This window comes from Onishia taeanensis, from assembly GCF_003268885.1.
Lineage (GTDB): Bacteria > Pseudomonadota > Gammaproteobacteria > Pseudomonadales > Halomonadaceae > Onishia > Onishia taeanensis_A.
Genome location: NZ_QLSX01000002.1, coordinates 421241 through 439294, shown reverse-complemented (window position 1 = coordinate 439294; position 18054 = coordinate 421241). Strand labels below are relative to the sequence as shown.

At 64.8% G+C, this 18054-nt stretch carries 16 protein-coding genes; 10 read left to right on the top strand and 6 right to left on the bottom strand.

The annotated features are described in order from the left end of the window. Positions 1-12: 12 nt before the first annotated feature. A complete protein-coding gene (rpoH, locus tag BCL93_RS04685; RefSeq protein WP_112053939.1) occupies positions 13-882 on the top strand; it encodes an RNA polymerase sigma factor RpoH in 870 nt (289 codons plus the stop codon). A gap of 161 nt (positions 883-1043) precedes the next feature. Here the strand turns inward: rpoH and slmA are convergent, their stop codons facing one another. From slmA to coaBC, 5 genes are all read right to left on the bottom strand, one after another. After that, on the bottom strand, positions 1044-1661 hold the full coding sequence (gene slmA / locus BCL93_RS04680; RefSeq protein ID WP_112053938.1) for a nucleoid occlusion factor SlmA: 618 nt from the start codon (positions 1659-1661) through the stop codon (positions 1044-1046). A gap of 86 nt (positions 1662-1747) precedes the next feature. Continuing rightward, a complete protein-coding gene (gene argB, locus BCL93_RS04675; RefSeq protein WP_112053937.1) occupies positions 1748-2650 on the bottom strand; it encodes an acetylglutamate kinase in 903 nt (300 codons plus the stop codon). Positions 2651-2790: 140 nt separating this feature from the next. Continuing rightward, positions 2791-4173 carry a phosphomannomutase/phosphoglucomutase gene (locus tag BCL93_RS04670; RefSeq protein ID WP_112053936.1) on the bottom strand — a complete coding sequence of 461 codons (1383 nt, stop codon included), beginning with the start codon at positions 4171-4173 and terminating at the stop codon, positions 2791-2793. Between the two features lie 71 nt (positions 4174-4244). Continuing rightward, positions 4245-4772 (bottom strand): dUTP diphosphatase, encoded by a 528-nt coding sequence (gene dut / locus BCL93_RS04665; RefSeq protein ID WP_112053935.1) that lies wholly within the window; start codon positions 4770-4772, stop codon positions 4245-4247. Then, positions 4769-6121: a bifunctional phosphopantothenoylcysteine decarboxylase/phosphopantothenate--cysteine ligase CoaBC gene (gene coaBC / locus BCL93_RS04660; protein ID WP_112053934.1), complete on the bottom strand. Its 1353-nt coding sequence runs from the start codon at positions 6119-6121 to the stop codon at positions 4769-4771. Before coaBC ends, dut begins: the two co-directional genes overlap by 4 nt. 359 nt (positions 6122-6480) lie before the next feature. On the opposite strand from coaBC, the gene radC reads away from it, so the two are divergent. The 9 genes from radC to BCL93_RS04615 all read left to right on the top strand — a co-directional run bounded on the left by radC (position 6481) and on the right by BCL93_RS04615 (position 14881). Next, positions 6481-7155 carry a RadC family protein gene (radC, locus tag BCL93_RS04655; protein WP_112053933.1) on the top strand — a complete coding sequence of 225 codons (675 nt, stop codon included), beginning with the start codon at positions 6481-6483 and terminating at the stop codon, positions 7153-7155. 358 nt (positions 7156-7513) lie between these two features. Further along, positions 7514-7750 carry a 50S ribosomal protein L28 gene (gene rpmB / locus BCL93_RS04650; protein WP_092522890.1) on the top strand — a complete coding sequence of 79 codons (237 nt, stop codon included), beginning with the start codon at positions 7514-7516 and terminating at the stop codon, positions 7748-7750. 25 nt (positions 7751-7775) lie between these two features. Then, positions 7776-7931 carry a 50S ribosomal protein L33 gene (rpmG, locus tag BCL93_RS04645; protein WP_092522892.1) on the top strand — a complete coding sequence of 52 codons (156 nt, stop codon included), beginning with the start codon at positions 7776-7778 and terminating at the stop codon, positions 7929-7931. A gap of 121 nt (positions 7932-8052) precedes the next feature. Further along, a complete protein-coding gene (mutM, locus tag BCL93_RS04640) occupies positions 8053-8937 on the top strand; it encodes a bifunctional DNA-formamidopyrimidine glycosylase/DNA-(apurinic or apyrimidinic site) lyase (protein ID WP_112053932.1) in 885 nt (294 codons plus the stop codon). An 88-nt stretch (positions 8938-9025) separates the two neighbouring features. After that, complete coding sequence (locus BCL93_RS04635; RefSeq protein ID WP_112053931.1) at positions 9026-10216, top strand: class I SAM-dependent rRNA methyltransferase; 1191 nt, start codon at positions 9026-9028, stop codon at positions 10214-10216. Beyond that, positions 10216-10536, top strand: coding sequence for a DUF2007 domain-containing protein (locus BCL93_RS04630; protein ID WP_112053930.1), 321 nt, complete (start codon positions 10216-10218; stop codon positions 10534-10536). Before BCL93_RS04635 ends, BCL93_RS04630 begins: the two co-directional genes overlap by 1 nt. A 256-nt stretch (positions 10537-10792) precedes the next feature. Next, on the top strand, positions 10793-11908 hold the full coding sequence (gene ald, locus BCL93_RS04625; protein WP_112053929.1) for an alanine dehydrogenase: 1116 nt from the start codon (positions 10793-10795) through the stop codon (positions 11906-11908). Between the two features lie 158 nt (positions 11909-12066). After that, complete coding sequence (gene trpS / locus BCL93_RS04620) at positions 12067-13080, top strand: tryptophan--tRNA ligase (protein ID WP_112053928.1); 1014 nt, start codon at positions 12067-12069, stop codon at positions 13078-13080. Between the two features lie 130 nt (positions 13081-13210). Continuing rightward, positions 13211-14881 (top strand): NAD-dependent malic enzyme, encoded by a 1671-nt coding sequence (locus tag BCL93_RS04615; protein ID WP_112053927.1) that lies wholly within the window; start codon positions 13211-13213, stop codon positions 14879-14881. Positions 14882-15151: 270 nt separating this feature from the next. Here the strand turns inward: BCL93_RS04615 and acnA are convergent, their stop codons facing one another. Next, complete coding sequence (gene acnA, locus BCL93_RS04610) at positions 15152-17890, bottom strand: aconitate hydratase AcnA (protein WP_112053926.1); 2739 nt, start codon at positions 17888-17890, stop codon at positions 15152-15154. Positions 17891-18054 lie beyond the last annotated feature (164 nt).

Genomic DNA, 18054 nt, shown 5'->3' with positions numbered 1-18054 from the left:
GAGACATCCTGCATGAGCACCAGTCTTCTGCCTGCTGGCCATCTTTCCCCGGGCCATGACCTGAACGGGTACATTCAGGCGGTCAACGGTATTGCCGTGTTGACCGCCGACGAAGAGCGCGAGCTGGCCTTCCGCCTTCATGATGAGAACGATCTCGAGGCGGCCCGTCGGCTGGTCATGTCGCACCTGCGCTTCGTGGTACATATTGCCCGCAGCTATTCCGGCTACGGCCTGCCCCAGGCAGACCTTATCCAGGAGGGCAACGTGGGACTGATGAAAGCCGTCAAGCGCTTCGACCCGCATCAGGGCGTGCGTCTGGTGTCCTTCGCGGTGCACTGGATCAAGGCCGAGATCCATGAGTTCGTGCTGCGCAACTGGCGCATCGTCAAGATCGCCACCACCAAGGCTCAGCGCAAGCTGTTCTTCAACCTGCGCAGCGCCAAGAAGCGCCTGGCCTGGCTGAACAATGACGAGGTCGATGCCATCGCTAAGGACCTCGACGTCAAGCCGCATGTGGTGCGCGACATGGAAGGGCGGCTGTCGTCCTACGACGCCGGCTTCGATGCGTCGCCGAGCGATGACGATGAGTCCTCGTCTTACCAGGCGCCGGCAAACTTCCTCGATGACGGCCGCTACGATCCGGCGACTCAGCTCGAGGACAGCGATTGGGAGCAAGACTCCACCCGTCGCCTGCGCGAAGCGCTGGGCGAGCTCGACGAGCGCTCTCAGGACATCCTGACGCGTCGTTGGCTAAACGAGCCCAAGGCGACCCTGCACGATCTGGCAGATGTCTATGGCGTTTCCGCCGAGCGTATCCGTCAGCTCGAGAAAAATGCCATGAAGAAGATCAAGCAGCAGATCGGCGACGCCTTGGTGGCCTAGTCATCCGAAGCTTAAGCCTCGCCGACTGAGTGCGGTCGGCGACATGCGCTGACATGAAAACCCCCGGTGCCTTGGCATCGGGGGTTTTGTGTTTCTGGGCCATTGCCTCTGGGTCATGGTCACTGAGTAAGCATTCTTCGCGTCAGTGACATTGGCCGCTGTCAGGCGCGGGCGAGATCCGGGACGTCGACGAGCAGGCGCTCGGCAAGCAGCGTCCACTGGTCGTCCCAGAACTCGGTGGGGCGGCGCTTGAAGTCGCTCCTGACGTACTGGGAGATCTGGCCCTCCACGTGCACCATCAGCAGGTTGGCACTGGCCGAGGCAGAGACCCGCGGCCGGCAACGCTCGTTAAGCTCGGCCTCGCGCAGCACCTGCTTGAGCTGAGTTTCCAGGCGCTCGAAGAGCTGGTGGATGCGCAGGCGCAGACGCGCGGTCTCGCCGGTCAGGGCGTCGCCGCCGAGCAGCCGGGACAGGCCCGGGTTCTTCTCGGCGAAACCGAGCAGCAGGGTGATAATCTGCTGGCAGCGCGGCAGGGTTTCCGGGGTCTCGTCGAGGATGCGCCGGATGCGCTCGAACAGGCTCTCCTCGATGAATTCGATCAGCCCCTCGAACATGCGCGCCTTGCTCGGGAAGTGGCGATACAGCGCAGCCTCCGAGACACCGACCTGGCGGGCCAGGGCGGCGATGGTGATGCGCTTGCCGCTGTCTTCCTCGAGCATCAGCGCCAGCGCCTGGAGGATCTGCTCGCGGCGGTTGGGTTTGTTGGTTTCCTGCGTCATGAGCTTCTTCTAATAATATTTTGGGATCTTGAACTCATCCTACTGAGCCTCCGCAAGCGGGGCAAACCGTTAAGAGAGACTCGTGATCAGTGCTCGCTTTCAAGAATTTGGGTGCCGACCCCGGCCTTGGTGAAGATTTCCAGCAGGGTGGCGTGGGGGACGCGACCGTCGATGATGTGCGCGCTGGCCACGCCGCCCTTGACGGCCTCGAGGGCGCAGCGGATCTTCGGCAGCATGCCGCCATGGATGGTGCCGTCGGCGATCAGGTCGTCCACGTCCTGGGTCGAGAGCCCGGTGAGCACTTCACCCTCGGCGTTCATCAGTCCCGCCACATTGGTCAGCAGCATCAACTTCTCGGCGGACAGCGCCTCGGCGACCTTGCCGGCCACCAGGTCGGCGTTGATGTTGTAGCTGCGGCCGTTCGCGTCGACGCCGATCGGTGCGATCACCGGAATGAAGTCGCGGGCGGTGAGCATCTCGATCAGTTCGGTGGAAACGTGCTCGACCTCGCCGACATGGCCGATGTCGATGATCTCTGACGCCGTCATCTCCGGGCTCTTCTGTTCGACCTTGAGCTGGCGGGCGCGGATTTGGGCGCCGTCCTTGCCGGTCATGCCGATGGCCTTGCCGCCGCACTGGTTGATCAGGTTGACGATGCCCTTGTTGACCAGCCCGCCCAGCACCATCTCGACCACGTCCATGGTCTCGGCGTCGGTGACGCGCATGCCGTTGACGAAGCGCGACTTGATCTTGAGCTTGTCGAGCAGCTCGCCGATCTGTGGGCCGCCGCCGTGAACCACCACCGGATTGATGCCGACTTCCTTCATCAACACCATGTCGCGGGCGAAGGAGTCGATCAGGGTGTCCTCGGTCATGGCGTTGCCGCCGTACTTGACCACCACGGTCTTGCCGGAGAAACGCTGGATGTAGGGCAGGGCCTCGGAGAGGACCTCGACGACCTGGCGGGGGTCGCGTGTATGTTCACTCATGAAATGTCTCTGGTTGCGTCGCCCCCATCATGGCCGGGGGCGTGTTCGAGCGGCGACGGTGGCGTGGCGCCGCTCTCGAGAAGATAGGGTTGGGCATTAACCCTAAAAGGTCGTTTTCAAAAGCCATCGACCCGCCGCGATCAGAACGGCAGCGCGATGCTCGGATCGATTTGCTTGAGGGCATCGCCGAAGCGTGCCTGGATACGCTCAAGCGCCGCTTCGCTCTTGCCCTCGAAGCGCAGCACCAGCACCGGTGTGGTGTTGGAGGCGCGGCACAGGCCCCAGCCATCAGGATAGTCGACGCGGATGCCGTCGAGGGTCGTCTTGACGCCGTCCTCGCCGAAATCCGCCTCCCGAGCCAGACGCTCGACCAGGGCGAACTTGGTCTCGTCGGTGACGGTGATGTTGAGCTCCGGCGTGCCCAGGTCCTGTGGGAAGCGGGCGAAGAAGTCGTCGGCGTTCTGATCCTGCTTGGCCAGGATCTCGAGCAGGCGGGCGGCGCCGTAGAGGCCGTCGTCGAAGCCGTACCACCTTTCTTGGAAGAAGATGTGGCCGCTCATTTCACCGGCCAGCAAGGCGCCGGTCTCCTTCATGCGCGCCTTGATCAGCGAGTGGCCGGTGCGCCACATTTCCGGGGTGCCACCGGCGGCTTCGATCACCTGAGCCAGGTTGCCGGTGCACTTGACGTCGAAGATCACCCGCGCGCCTGGGTTGCGCTCGAGCATGTCCTCGGCGAAGGCCATCATCAGCCGGTCCGGATAGATCAGCTCGCCTGCGGGGGTGATTACGCCTAGGCGGTCGCCGTCACCGTCGAAGGCCAGGCCGATGTCGGCGCCGGTTTCCTTGACGGTGCGAATCAGGTCGGTGAGGTTCTCGGGCTTGCCCGGATCCGGGTGGTGGTTGGGGAAGGTGCCGTCGATCTCGGCGAACAGCGGAATGGTTTCGATGCCGAGGCGCTCGATGAGCTGGGGGCCGAGCTCGCCGGCCACGCCGTTACCGCAGTCGACCACCGCCTTGAGCCGCCGAGCCGGGGTGACGTCGCCAAGGATGCGCTCCAGGTACTGCTCGCGCACGTCGGTCTCGCGGATGCTGCCTTGACCGCTTGTCAGGTCACTCTCGACGATTCGAGTGTGCAGGGCGGTGATGGCCTCGCCGGACAAGGTCTCGCCGGCGAGCACGATCTTCAGGCCGTTGTAGTCAGGCGGGTTGTGGCTGCCGGTGACCATCACGCCGGAGGCGGTGCCGTCGAGCACGTGGGTGGCGTAGTAGAGCACCGGGGTCGGCACCATGCCGATGTCGATGACGTCCTGGCCGGCGGCGGCCAGACCACGCATCAGGGCGGCCGCCAGGCGCGGGCCGGAGAGGCGACCGTCGCGGGCCACCACTACGGTGGATTCGCCGCGTGCGGCGGCCTCGCTGCCGATGGCGCGCCCGATCTGCTCGACGCCGGCTTCGGTAAGGGTGTCATCGACGATGCCGCGAATGTCATACGCGCGGAAGATCGAAGCGGGTACCTGTGTCATGAGGCCATTCCTTCGCTAGAGGCTGGTGTAGGAAGCGGGGCATCCGGGCCCCGAATGCAAGAAGCGGCTATTCAGTGGCGCCCGGAGCTGCCGAAGCCGCCTGTACCACGCTGACCGGTGCCCTGTTGACCAGAACTCCGTTGACCAGAGCCATCCTGACTATCGTTGGACAGGCCGGCGTCGAAGTCATCGACGACTTCGAGTTCTGCCTGTACCACGGGTACTAGCACGTACTGTGCCAGGCGCTCGAAGGGCTCGAGCACGAAGCGTGTCTGGCCGCGATTCCACACCGAGATCATCAGTTCGCCCTGATAGTCGGAGTCGATCAGCCCGACCAGGTTGCCAAGCACGATGCCGTGCTTGTGGCCGAGGCCCGAGCGGGGAAGGATCATGCCGGCGAGCGCGGGGTCGGCGATATGCACGGCGAGCCCGGTGCGCACCAGTTCGCAATCGCCCGGTTCCAGGGTCAGCGGGGCATCGAGCAAAGCGCGCAGGTCCATGCCGGCGCTGCCGGCGGTGGCATAGTGGGGCAGGTGATCGCGGACGCGCTCGTCGAGAATCTTGACGGCCAGGCGCGGGGCGGGAGAAGTCGCGGTCATTGGGGGTCCTGTGGTGAAGGCGGGGTGGCAGCGATAGGGGGTGTTGCCGCGACGGCCTGTTCGAGGCGTTCGAGCAGACAGTCGAGGATCGCCGTGGCCAGCGTGGCCTTGCTCTGGGCGGGCAGTGCCCGGCGGCCGAGGGGCTTGCTGGCCTCATCGGCGCTCGGCCACAGCAGCAGCGCGGCGTTGTGGTCGGCGCCGAAGCCGAGTCCGGCGAGGGAAACGTCGTTGGCGACGATCATGTCGAGGCCCTTGCGGGTCAGCTTGTCCTGGGCGTAGGCCTCGACATCGCGGGTCTCGGCGGCGAAACCCACCACAAAGGGGCGGGGTGCGCCAGCGCGGTGCTTGGCCACTTCGGCAATGATGTCGGGGTTCTTGACCAGCGTGAGCGTCAGCTCGTCACTCTCCGCGGTCTTCTTGATCTTGTGCTCGCTGACGCTGGCGGCACGGTAGTCGGCCACCGCCGCGCAGCCGATGAAGACGTCGCTTTGCGCCGCCAGGCGATGGGCGGCCTCGGCCATCTCGTTGGCCGAGGTCACGTCGATGCGGTTAACGCCCTTGGGGGTCGCGAGGGTCACCGGGCCGCTGATCAGGTGCACGGCAGCGCCCAGCGCGGCGGCCGCCTCGGCCAGCGCATAGCCCATCTTTCCCGAGCTGTGATTGGACAGATAGCGCACCGGGTCCAGCGGCTCCCGCGTCGGGCCTGCCGTGATGGTCACCGTCAGGCCCTGCGCCGGGCGCGCCCCGGCAGGCGAGGTATCGGGCGCCACGGAGGGCGCGGCATCGGGCGTCTTGGTAGGGGCGCCGGGCGCCCTAAAGAGCGCATCGACGATGGCCTCTGGCTCAAGCATGCGCCCGGGCCCGACATCGCCGCAGGCCTGGTCGCCGGCATCCGGGCCCAGCAGCCGCCAGCCGTCGGCCTCTAGCTGGCGGGTGTTGCGGGCCGTGGCCGGGTGGCGCCACATGGCCTGGTTCATGGCAGGGGCCATGGCCTTGTCGGCGTCGCTGGCAAGACACAGGGTCGTCAGCAGGTCGTCGGCATGACCATGGACGAGGCGCGCCATCAGATCGGCGGTGGCCGGGGCGATCAGGATCAGTTCTGCCCAGCGGGCCAGCTCGATGTGCCCCATGCCGGCCTCGGCCTCGGGGTCGAGCAGTGAGGTGCGCACCGGTTCGCCGGTGAGGGCCTGCAGCGTCAGCGGGGTGATGAAGGCCTGTGCGCCATCCGTCATGACCACGCGTACCTCATGCCCCGCCTTCTTCAACAGGCGGGCTAGGTGGGCGCTCTTGTAGGCGGCGATGCCGGCGCTGATGCCCAGCAGAATGCGCTTGCCGGAGGGTGTTTCCATCTCAGTATCCGAGCAGTGAGCGAAGCTCTTACCTTACCACTCGCAGCATTTCTTGCGTAGCGCCCGGCCTTTTCCCCGAGCTTGCCCTAACCTCGGCTCCCCGTCTTTTCCCCTGTCTTCCCGTCCTGGCCCCGGGGCCGACTGTCGCACTGCGTTAAGCGAGCGCTTGGAAGGTGGCTGGCAGGGCTGGGGTACCTCTGTTAATACTTTTTACATAGCTGGGTCTTCTGTCTAGGCGGGTCTTCTATCTACGCGGAGCTTCTGTCTAGGTGGGTCTTTCTAGGTGGGAGGCGGCTCGTCGCCGCCAGAGCAGCAGGAGAGAATGGCGATATCGTAAACTGGTCGCAGGGAGGCGTCATATGGCGATTCGAGATTGGCCCGAGGGTGAGCGCCCGCGGGAGAAGTTGCTGACGCTGGGGCCTGCGGCCCTGTCCGATGCAGAGCTGCTGGCGATCTTTCTGCGGGTGGGCGTCAAGGGGCGCTCGGCGGTGGATCTGGCGCGGGATCTACTATTGAATTTCGGCGGGCTGCGACCGCTGCTCGAGGCCGACCGGGCACGTTTCTGTGCCGAACATGGGCTGGGCGATGCAAGCTTCGTGCAGCTACAGGCGGTGCTTGAGATGTCGCGTCGCCACTTGGCAAGCCAGCTCACCCGGGGCGATGCCCTGACCTCACCTTCGCTGGTGCGGGCTTTTCTGGCCTCCAAGCTGCGCCACCTGGGACATGAAGAGTTCGCGGTGATGTTCCTCGACAGCCAGCATCGTGTGATTCACTTCGAATCACTGTTTCGCGGCACGCTCGACAGTGCCTCGGTCTACCCCCGGGAAGTGGCCCGGCGCGCCTTGGCGCTGGGGGCTGGGGCCACCATCCTTGCGCACAATCACCCTTCCGGGGTGGCCGAGCCCAGCGATGCCGATCGACGCATCACGCAGCGACTCAAGGCGGCGCTGGAGCTCTTCGAGATTCGGGTGCTCGACCATTTCGTGGTCGGTGACGGCGAAGTGGTGTCCTTCGCCGAGCGGGGCTGGCTGTAGTGCGTACCGGTTTCGTCCCTGGGCCGTTTCGCTACGGGGAAAGGTGCGGTAAAGTACCTCGCCGAGCGTGGCGGGCCCGAGTGGTCGCCGTCGCGTCCGGTCACACAGCACCTGTCTGTCGTGTAGGTGTCGTGCCAACAAAGAAGCCCGTCTTGACGTCCACGCCAGCGCTCATGGGGGTGCAGGGGTAGGTTGTTGTGCCATTGATGCTTGCCGCGCGTGCCGGCCTCTGGTATAACATGCACCCTTTAGAATTCCCTGGGTTAAATAAGGGGGCATCGAGGCGGTGGCCAGCCGTTCGCCCTACCCGGTTTGCCCGACAGGTTTTGAACAACTCGCCAAGCGGTTGGAGGCTCCCATGTCCAATGTATGTCAGGTTACCGGCAAGCGTCCGGTAACAGGTAACAACGTATCTCACTCCCAGCGCAAGACCCGTCGTCGTTTCTTGCCGAACCTGCATTCCCACCGTTTCTGGGTGGAGTCAGAGAAGCGCTTCATCAAGCTGCGCCTCTCCTCCAAGGGTATGCGCATCATCGACAAGAAAGGCATCGAAGCGGTGCTGTCCGATATCCGCAAGCGCGGCGAACGCGTCTAAGCAGCCTTCTAGGGAGAACTGAGTCATGCGCGATAAGATTCGTATGGTGTCCAGCGCCGGTACCGGCCATTTCTACACCACCGACAAGAACAAGCGGAACACCCCGGACAAACTGGAAATGAAAAAGTTTGACCCGACGATCCGCAAGCACGTGATGTACAAGGAAGCCAAGATCAAGTAAGTCTTGATGGCTCCTGCCGCAGGCGTAAGCCTGTCGCCTAAACCCGGTTAACGCCGGGTTTTTGCGTCTCTGGACGCTCACTATTCGCCCCACGTCCACCGCTCCACGGAACCGTTGTGCCATGCCCGAACTTCCCGAAGTCGAGACCACGCGTCGCGGCATCGCTCCCTATTTGGAGGGACGCGAGATCCACGAGGTGATCGTGCGCAACCGTCGCCTGCGCCTGCCGGTGCCGGAGGGGCTCGAAAACGCGCTGGTGGGCTCGCGGATCGGGCCGCTTTCGCGCCGTGCCAAGTACCTGATCCTGCCCATCGAGTCGCCGACCGATGGCGCGGCGACCGATGGCGCGCCGGCCGGAGAAGCGTCGCGTGCCGAGGGCGAGACACGACGGGCACTGCTCTGGCATCTGGGCATGTCCGGCAGCCTGCGCATCGCGCGCCTCGGCGATGCGCCGAAAAAGCATGATCATGTCGATATGGTGATGGAGGGTGGCGCCATCCTGCGCTATCACGATCCGCGCCGCTTCGGCTTCCTCGATTGGCTCGAGGGTGACGTCACAAGCGATCGACGCCTCGTTCGGCTGGGCCCGGAGCCGCTGTCGCCGGCCTTCGATGATGAGCGACTGTTTGAGCGCTCGCGCAAGCGGCGCCTGGCCGTGAAGCCCTTCCTGATGGATAACGCCGTGGTGGTGGGGGTGGGCAACATCTACGCCGCCGAGGCACTGTTCCTTGCCGGCATCGATCCGCGCCGAGCCGCCGGCCAGATATCCCGCGAGCGCTATGTGCGCCTTACCGCAGCAATCCGCGAGGTGCTGTCGGCGGCTATCACCCAGGGCGGCACGACCCTGCGCGACTTCGTCAGCGGCACCGGGGAGCCGGGCTATTTCGCCCAGCGCCTCAACGTCTACGGCCGTGACGGCGAGCCGTGCCGGCGCTGCGGCAGGGAGCTTCGCCTGGTCACCCTTGGCCAGCGCGCCAGTGTCTTTTGCCCCAGTTGCCAGACCTGATTCGATCTACCCGCTGGGCCCGCGCGTTGCCGGGCTTGGCAGGGTAGACTGTCCTCACTTTCCTGTTGTCTGTTTGACGGAGACCTCCGTGACCGAACGCCTGCGCTTGAAGAAGAACGCCGACCGCCGCTTGAAGGCTGGCCATTTGTGGCTGTACTCCAATGAGATCGACACCGACGCGACCCCACTCAAGACCTTTGAGCCGGGCGCCCAGGCGGTGATCGAGGCCCATAATGGCCGCGCCATGGCGGTCGCTTACGTCAATCCGCACTCTTTGATCTGTGCCCGGGTGGTGTCCCGGGACCCGGAAATGCGCCTCGACCGCTCGCTGCTGGTGCATCGCTTCAAGCAGGCCCTGGGTCTGCGCCAGCGGCTCTTTGCCAAGCCTTTCTACCGGCTGGTGCACGGCGAGGGTGACCTGCTGCCCGGGCTGATCGTCGACCGCTTCGACGACGTGCTGGTGGTGCAGCTCAATACCCTGGGTATGGAGCGTATGGCCGAGCAGGTGATCGATGCCCTCGACAAGGTGCTGTCGCCGCGGGCCATCGTCTTCAAGAACGACTCCTCCGGGCGTCGTCAGGAGCAGCTCGACCGCCAGGTTGAAGTGGTCAAGGGCGAGCTGCCCGAGGAAGTGTTGCTCGAAGAAAACGGCGTGCGCTTCGTTGCCCGGGTGCTCGACGGCCAGAAGACCGGCTGGTTCTATGACCACCGCGACAACCGCGCCTGGCTCAACAAGCTGGTGGCCGGCAAGCGCGTGCTGGACGTCTTCAGCTATGTCGGCGGTTGGGGCGTGCAGGCGGCGGCTCACGGTGCCAGCGAAGTGCTGTGCGTGGATGCCTCAAGCGATGCGCTCGAGCACGTGGCCGCCAACGCCGCGCTCAATGGCCTCACCGACCAGGTAGCCGTCGGTGAGGGGGATGCCTTCGAGGCCATGGCCGCGCTCAAGGCCGATGGCGAGCAATTCGACGTGGTTATCCTCGACCCGCCCGCCTTCATCAAGAAGCGCAAGGATATTCCCAGCGGTGAGCGGGCTTACTCGCGCCTCAACCGTGAGGCCATGCGCCTGCTGGGCCGTGACGGCTTGCTGATGAGCGCCTCCTGCTCGATGCACCTGGCGCCGGAGCGCCTCGTCGAGTGCGTGCGCGGGGCGGTGCGTCACCAGGACCGTCATGGCCAGGTGATCTATCAGGGCCATCAGGGCAGCGATCATCCGGTGCATCCGTCGATTCCCGAGACGGACTATCTCAAGGCGCTCGGCGTGCGAGTGTTCCGCGACTGATGAGTGCCTGGGTGCGGGTCTTCGCCTACCCCAACGCGTTGCTGGTCAGCCATGTGCACAACGTGCTGGAAAGCGCCGGGGTACCGAGCGAGCTCAGAAACCTGACCCTCGGCGGCGGAGCGGGGGACCTGCCCCTTGGCGAGTGCGAGCCCGAGGTGTGGGTAGCGCCGCATAACGCCGCCCGCGCCAAAATACTGGTGCGCGAGGCCCTCGAGGGGCCTGTCGAGGCTCGCCCTGCCTGGACCTGTCCGGGCTGCGGCGAGCGCCTCGAGGGCGCCTTCGAGACCTGCTGGGCCTGCGGTACGCATCGGCGCGACTGATCCGGCATCGCGGCTGTAATTCGGAAAGGATAGTTCGGAAAGAATAGTTCAGAAAAGATAGTCCAGGGATATGTGCTTTTTAGCGCCCGGCTGACAACGGTTTTCGTTGCCAGCCGGGCGTTTTTCTTTGGGATTTTTCTAAACTTTCCCCGGGCCTTGGGTGCTCTTGTGCCGCTGTGCTGTACTGCTGTCATGTGCTGGGTCTGTGGTGACCCGTCTTGCGCCCAGGCGCGCCCGTTATCCTCAAGGAGGTGCCATGAAGATCGCTGTGCCGAAGGAAATCAAGAATCATGAATACCGCGTGGCGCTGACGCCTTCGGGTGTGCGCGAGCTGACCGGCCGCGGCCATCAGGTGGTGGTGCAGGCGGGTGCCGGGGAAGGTGCTGGCTTCCCGGATGCCGATTACGAAGCCGCCGGCGCGACGCTCGAGGCCAACGTGGCGACGCTTTGGCAGGACGCCGAGCTGATCATCAAGGTCAAGGAGCCTCAGCCGGAAGAGGTCGAGCGGCTGTCGTCCGACCAGATCCTCTTCACCTATCTGCACCTGGCCGCCGAGGAGACGCTGACGCAGGGGCTGATTCAGAGCGGTGCCACCTGCATTGCCTACGAGACCATCACCGGGACCGGCGGTGGCCTGCCGCTGCTGGCACCGATGAGCGCGGTGGCCGGTCGCATGGCGGTGCAGGCGGGGGCCCACAGCCTGGAGAAGGCCCAGGGCGGTGCCGGCATTCTGCTGCCGGGTGTGCCAGGCGTTGCCCCGGCCAAGGTGACGGTGATCGGCGGTGGCGTGGTCGGTGAGAATGCGGCGCGCATGGCGCTGGGTCTGGGCGCCGAGGTGACCATCCTCGACAAGTCCCTTGCGCGTCTCGAGGTGCTCGATCACCGCTATCAGGGCCGCATCAAGGCCGTCTATTCGACCGCTGACACCCTGGATGAGGCGGTGCGCGAGTCCGACCTGATCATCGGTGCCGTGCTGGTGCCCGGTGCCGCCGCGCCCAAGTTGATCTCGCGTGCCCAGCTTGCCGAGATGAAGCCCGGCAGCGTGCTGGTCGACGTGGCGATCGATCAGGGCGGCTGCTTCGAGACCAGTCATGCCACCACCCATGCCGCGCCGACCTATGCGGTCGACGGCGTGGTGCACTATTGCGTGGCCAACATGCCCGGCGCCGTGGCCCGCACCTCGACCCAGGCGCTGACCAACGCCACCCTGCCGTTTGTGATGGCGCTGGCCGACAAGGGCTGGCAGCGGGCGCTGGCCGATGATCCGCACTTCCTGGCTGGGCTCAATGTCCACGCAGGCCAGGTGACCTATCCGGCGGTGGCCAAGGCCTTTGGCCTTGAAAGCATCGATGCGGTGACGCTGGTGAGCTAAGGCGCATCCACCGCGCGAGGCGCATGAGCGGCTGTGCGACACTAGCGAAGGACGGCCCGTTGGGGCCGTCCCCAACGGGCCGTCCTGTTCGCCTTGATCGGGGCGGCGCGGTAGACTGGGGGACACTTGCCATTTACTCAGTGGACCCGTCCGAATTCATGAACAAGACACGCGTTCTCACCGGTATCACGACCACCGGCACGCCGCATCTCGGCAACTACGTCGGGGCGATCAAGCCGGCCATCACTGCAAGCCAGGACCCCAACGTCCAGTCCTTCTACTTCCTCGCCGACCTGCATGCCCTGATCAAGTGTCAGGACCCCAAGCGTGTGGAGCAGTCGCGGCTGGAAATCGCGGCCACCTGGCTGGCGCTGGGGCTTGATACCGATAACGCCATCTTTTATCGCCAGTCGGATATCCCCGAGATTCCCGAGCTGACCTGGATGCTGTCCTGTGTTTGCGCCAAGGGGCTGATGAACCGGGCACACGCCTACAAGGCCGCGGTGGCCGACAACGAGTCTGCTGGCTCCCCTGATCCGGACAAGGGTATCACCATGGGGCTGTTCGGCTATCCGGTGCTGATGGCCGCCGACATCTTGATGTTCAACGCCCACAAGGTGCCGGTCGGTCGCGATCAGATTCAGCATATCGAGATGGCCCGCGATATCGGCGGTCGCTTCAATCACCTCTACAAGGGCCAGTTCTTTACCCAGCCCGAGGCGGTGGTCGACGATAAGGTGGAAGTGTTGAACGGTCTCGACGGGCGCAAGATGTCCAAGAGCTACAACAACACCATTCCGCTGTTCGTGTCCGAGAAGAAACTCCAGAAGCTGGTGCGCAAGATCAAGACCAACTCCCTGGAGCCCGGCGAACCCAAGGATCCGGATACCTGCACCCTGTTCCAGATCTATTCGGCCTTCGCTAGCGCCGAGGAAACCGCCGACCTGCGCCGCGAGTACGAGAACGGCATCGGCTGGGGCGTGGCCAAGGATCGGGTCTTCGAATACCTGAATGCCCATCTGCGTGAACCCCGTGAGCGCTATCAGGCGCTGATGGAGGATCCGGGGCACATTGAACAGGTGTTGGCCAAGGGTGCCGAGCGGGCGCGCTCCGAGGCCGCGCCCTTCATGGATCGCCTGCGTGAGGCGGCAGGCCTCGGCCGCTTCGTCTGAGCGCAAGCCATTGGCGGCCTCCGTCATCCTGCCCCGGTGGAAGGCCGGGGCCAGTCGTTGTGGTGGCCCGTGCCAAGCTCCCAACCATCGGGCGGCGATGCTCGCCCACTGCCAGTCAAAGGATGAGACGATGACCACATTTCCCAAGCGCCCTCTCTACGTGCCCTATGCCGGGCCGTCGCTGCTCGAGATGCCGCTGCTCAACAAGGGCAGCGCTTTCACTCTGCAAGAGCGGATTGCCTTCAACCTGATCGGCCTGCTGCCGCAGAACGTCGAGTCCATCGAAGAGCAGGCCTCGCGGGCCTACCGCCAGTACTGCCAATGTCAGACCGACCTGGATCGTCATATCTACCTGCGTGCCATCCAGGACGATAACGAGACGCTGTTCTTCCGCCTGCTCGAGGAACATCTCGAGGAAATGCTGCCGATCATCTACACCCCGACCGTGGGTGAGGCCTGCGAAGAGTTCTCCAACATCTATCGCAACCATCGCGGCCTGTTCATTTCCTATCCCGATCGGGAGTACATGGACGACATCCTGCGCTCCGCGACCAAGGACAACGTCAAGGTGATCGTGGCCACCGACGGCGAGCGTATCCTGGGGCTTGGCGACCAGGGCATCGGCGGCATGGGCATCCCCATCGGCAAGCTGTCGCTGTATACCGCCTGTGGCGGCATCAGCCCGGCCTATACCCTGCCGATCACCCTGGATGTGGGCACCAACAACCAGACCCTGCTCGATGACCCCATGTACATGGGCTGGCGCCACAAGCGCGTCTCCCAGGACGAGTACAACGCCTTCATGGCCGACTTCATTGCCGCCGTGAAGCGCCGCTGGCCCAAGGTGCTGCTGCAGTTCGAGGACTTCGCGCAGACCAACGCCATGCCGCTGCTCGAACGCTATCGCGACGAGCTGTGCTGCTTCAATGACGACATCCAGGGCACCGCGGCGGTTTGCGTAGGCACCCTGCTTGCCGCCTGCAAGGCCAAAAAAGAGAGCGTGGCCGAGCAGCGGGTGGCCTTCGTCGGTGCCGGTTCCGCCGGGTGCGGCATCGCCGAGCAGGTGGTGGTGGCGATGTGTGCCGACGGCCTCTCCGAAGCCGAGGCCCGGTCGCGGATCCTGATGATCGATCGTCATGGCCTCCTGACCAGCGATATGGACGGCCTCTACGACTTCCAGAGCCGGCTTGCCCATGATGCGGCGGACTTTGCCGACACCAGCCTGCTCGGGGTAGTCAAGCAGGCCAAGCCCACCGTGCTGATCGGTGTGTCCGGCCAGCGTGGCCTGTTCAACCAGGAACTGATCGAGGCACTGCACGCCGGCTGTAAGGCGCCGCTGGTGATGCCGCTGTCCAACCCCACCTCGAAGGTCGAGGCGACTCCCGATGAGGTCCTCGCCTGGACCCATGGTCAGGCGCTGGTCGCCACCGGCAGTCCCTTCAAGCCGGTTGAGCTCGATGGCGAGACCTATCCCATCGCCCAGTGCAATAACGCCTATATCTTCCCGGGCATTGGCCTTGGGGTCATCGCCTCCGGCGCGAGCCGCATCACCGATGCGATGCTGATGGCGGCCTCCAACGCCCTGGCCAAGCATGCGCCGATGGTGCAGCACGGCGAAGGCGCACTGCTGCCGGCCCTGTCGGACATTCGTGAGATCAGCCAGTCCATCGCCTTTGACGTGGCGAAGATGGCGCAGCACGAGGGCAAGGCACTCGAGTGCGACGACGACGTACTGTGGGCGGCGATCGAGCGCAACTTCTGGTACCCGCGCTACCGTGAGTATCGCCGCCGGGCTTTCTGAGGCGAGAATGACCAGGCGGCAGGCGCCTGCATTAAGATGACGCCTGCTGCTTCGGCACCGCGACGCCGCGCCCCATCACAGGGCGCGGCGTCGTCGTTTCTGGGGCGAGGCGGCGGCGTTTCTGTTGGGAGCGGTGGCGCCCATCGGTAGCCGACCGGCGTTTTCCGGTGCCTCAAGCGGAAAAGGCCCCGCCGGCAATATGCCGGCGGGGCCTTCTTTGTGGCGTCGAGTGGGTATCAACGCCGGCTGTGGCTGATCAGCCCAGGCCAATCAGGCCGAACCGATCATCTTGCGCAGCACATAGTGCAGGATGCCCCCATGGCGGTAGTACTCGAGCTCGTTGGCGGTGTCGATGCGGCACAGGGCGTCGATATGCTTCTCGCCCTTGTCGCTCTTGATGGTGACCCGAACCTGGCCGCCCGGGCTCAGGCTGTCGAGCCCCTCGATGGAGACCGTCTCGTCGCCGGTCATGCCAAGCGACTTGCGGGTCTCGCCTTCGGGGAACTGTAGCGGCACCACGCCCATGCCGATCAGGTTGGAGCGGTGGATGCGCTCGTAGGACTCGGCCAGCACGGCGCGCACGCCCAGCAGGCGGGTGCCCTTGGCGGCCCAGTCGCGGGAGGAGCCGGTGCCATACTCCTTGCCGGCCACCACGACCAGCGGGGTGCCTTCCTGCTGATACTGCATGGCGGCGTCATAGATCGCCATCTGTTCGCCGGAGGGCACGTGACGGGTCTCGCCGCCGACCACGCCGTCGAGCATCTCGTTCTGGATGCGTACGTTGGCGAAGGTGCCGCGCATCATCACCTCGTGGTTACCGCGCCGCGAGCCGTAGGAGTTGAAGTCGGCGGGCTTGACGCCGTGCTCCTGCAGGTAGCGCCCGGCGGGGCTGGCGGGCTTGATGGCACCGGCCGGCGAGATGTGGTCGGTGGTCACCGAGTCGCCGAGCATGGCCAGCACGCGCGCGTCCTTGACGTCATCGATGGCGTCAGGGGTGCGGCCCATGCCTTCGAAGAAGGGCGGGTGCTGGATGTAGGTGGACGCATCGGACCACTCGTAGACCTCGCTCTGGGGCACGTCGATGGCTTTCCAGACCTCGTCCCCGTCGAAGACCTCGGCGTACTCCTTGCGATACATCTCGGTCTTGACCTTCTCGACCGCCTCGGCGATATCGGCCTGGGAGGGCCAGATATCGGAAAGGTAGACAGGCTGACCGTCGCTGCCGGTGCCCAGCGGCTCCGTGGAGAGATCCGTGCGCACGTTACCGGCCAGGGCATAGGCCACCACCAGGGGCGGTGAAGCGAGCCAGTTGGTCTTGACCAGCGGGTGCACGCGGCCCTCGAAGTTGCGGTTGCCCGACAGCACCGAGGCGACGGTCATGTCGCTGTCGTTGATGGCCTTCTCGATGGGATCGGCCAGCGGACCAGAGTTGCCGATGCAGGTGGTGCAGCCATAGCCGACCAGGTTGAAGCCGAGCGCGTCCAGGTCATCATCGACGCCGCCGGCGGCCAGGTAGTCGGTGACCACCTTGGAACCCGGGGCCAGCGAGGTCTTGACCCAGGGCTGGGTCTTGAGCCCCTTGGCCAGGGCGTTACGTGCCAGCAGGCCGGCGGCCATCATCACGCTGGGGTTTGAGGTATTGGTGCAGGACGTAATGGCGGCGATCACCACGGCGCCCGGATTGAGCCTGAAGCGCTTGCCGTCGAGGTCGATGTCCTGGCTGGTGGGGTGCTCGTAGCTGTCCTCGATGCCGACGGCGGTCTGGCCGCCCTCGGACTGCCACTTGCCCTGTTCTTCCTCCGAGGCCTTGTCGGCGCTGTCGGCCAGCAGCTTCTCGAAGGTGGTCTTCATGTCCTTCAGGGCGACGCGATCCTGGGGGCGCTTGGGCCCGGCCAGGCTGGCCTCGACTTCGCCCATGTCCAGCGCCAGAGTGTCGGTGAAGATCGGCTCGTCGCCGGTCTCGCGCCACAGGCCCTGGGCCTTGCTGTAGGCCTCGACCAGTGCGACCTGCTCATCCTCGCGGCCGGTCAGGCGCAGGTAGTTGAGGGTCTCGTCGTCGACCGGGAAGAAGCCGCAGGTGGCGCCGTATTCCGGTGCCATGTTGGCGATGGTGGCCCGGTCGGCCAGCGGCAGGTCGTCCAGGCCGTCGCCGTAGAATTCGACGAACTTGCCGACCACGCCGCGCTCACGCAGCATCTGGGTGACCGTCAGCACCAGATCGGTGGCGGTGATGCCTTCCTTGAGCTTGCCGGTCAGCTTGAAGCCGACCACCTCGGGAATCAGCATCGACACCGGCTGGCCGAGCATCGCCGCTTCGGCCTCGATGCCGCCAACGCCCCAGCCGAGCACGCCCAGGCCGTTGATCATGGTGGTGTGGGAGTCGGTGCCCACCAGCGTGTCCGGGTAGGCGAAGGTCTTGCCGTCCTCTTCCTTGGTCCACACCGTCTTGCCAAGGTACTCGAGGTTGACCTGGTGGCAGATGCCGGTACCCGGCGGTACTACGCGGAAGTTATCGAAGGCTTGCTGACCCCAGCGCAGGAACTCGTAGCGCTCCCGGTTGCGATCCATCTCGATGGCCACGTTGTCCTTGAAGGCGCTCTGATTGCCGAACTTGTCGACCATCACCGAGTGGTCGATGACCAGGTCGACCGGCGACAGCGGGTTGATGCGCTCGGGGTCTTCGCCGAGCTTGGCCACGGCGGCACGCATCGAGGCCAGGTCGACCACCCCGGGCACGCCGGTGAAGTCCTGCATCAGCACGCGGGCCGGGCGGTAGCCGATCTCGCGCGAGGAGCGGGCCTTTTGCTGCCAGTCGACCAGGGCCTGGAGGTCGTCGGTGGAGACGCTCTCGTCATCGGCGAAGCGCAGCTGGTTTTCGAGCAATACCTTGAGGGTCTTGGGCAGCCGCGAGATATCGCCAAGGGTGGAAGCGGCCTTGGGCAGGCTATAGTAATGGTAGCGTTGGTTGCCTACCGTAAGGGTATCCAGCGAGTCAGGGTTGGTGCTCATGGTCTTCTCCTCGTGTCGAGCGAAAGGTCATGATGCAGGCATCAGCATGTGACCATCCATGGGACATGTTCAGGACATGGCTACGACGATGGCTGCTTTCAAGCCTAGCCTATGGGAACCGACGCAAAGGTGACAGGCAAGCAGCATGATGTCTTAGGGAGATC

Coding starts and splice junctions, on each gene's coding strand:
- rpoH (WP_112053939.1), top strand. CDS start 13: ATGAGCACCAGTCTTCTGCCTGCTGGCCATCTTTCCCCGGGCCATGAC.
- slmA (WP_112053938.1), bottom strand. CDS start 1,661: ATGACGCAGGAAACCAACAAACCCAACCGCCGCGAGCAGATCCTCCAG.
- argB (WP_112053937.1), bottom strand. CDS start 2,650: ATGAGTGAACATACACGCGACCCCCGCCAGGTCGTCGAGGTCCTCTCC.
- BCL93_RS04670 (WP_112053936.1), bottom strand. CDS start 4,173: ATGACACAGGTACCCGCTTCGATCTTCCGCGCGTATGACATTCGCGGC.
- dut (WP_112053935.1), bottom strand. CDS start 4,772: ATGACCGCGACTTCTCCCGCCCCGCGCCTGGCCGTCAAGATTCTCGAC.
- coaBC (WP_112053934.1), bottom strand. CDS start 6,121: ATGGAAACACCCTCCGGCAAGCGCATTCTGCTGGGCATCAGCGCCGGC.
- radC (WP_112053933.1), top strand. CDS start 6,481: ATGGCGATTCGAGATTGGCCCGAGGGTGAGCGCCCGCGGGAGAAGTTG.
- rpmB (WP_092522890.1), top strand. CDS start 7,514: ATGTCCAATGTATGTCAGGTTACCGGCAAGCGTCCGGTAACAGGTAAC.
- rpmG (WP_092522892.1), top strand. CDS start 7,776: ATGCGCGATAAGATTCGTATGGTGTCCAGCGCCGGTACCGGCCATTTC.
- mutM (WP_112053932.1), top strand. CDS start 8,053: ATGCCCGAACTTCCCGAAGTCGAGACCACGCGTCGCGGCATCGCTCCC.
- BCL93_RS04630 (WP_112053930.1), top strand. CDS start 10,216: ATGAGTGCCTGGGTGCGGGTCTTCGCCTACCCCAACGCGTTGCTGGTC.
- ald (WP_112053929.1), top strand. CDS start 10,793: ATGAAGATCGCTGTGCCGAAGGAAATCAAGAATCATGAATACCGCGTG.
- trpS (WP_112053928.1), top strand. CDS start 12,067: ATGAACAAGACACGCGTTCTCACCGGTATCACGACCACCGGCACGCCG.
- BCL93_RS04615 (WP_112053927.1), top strand. CDS start 13,211: ATGACCACATTTCCCAAGCGCCCTCTCTACGTGCCCTATGCCGGGCCG.
- acnA (WP_112053926.1), bottom strand. CDS start 17,890: ATGAGCACCAACCCTGACTCGCTGGATACCCTTACGGTAGGCAACCAA.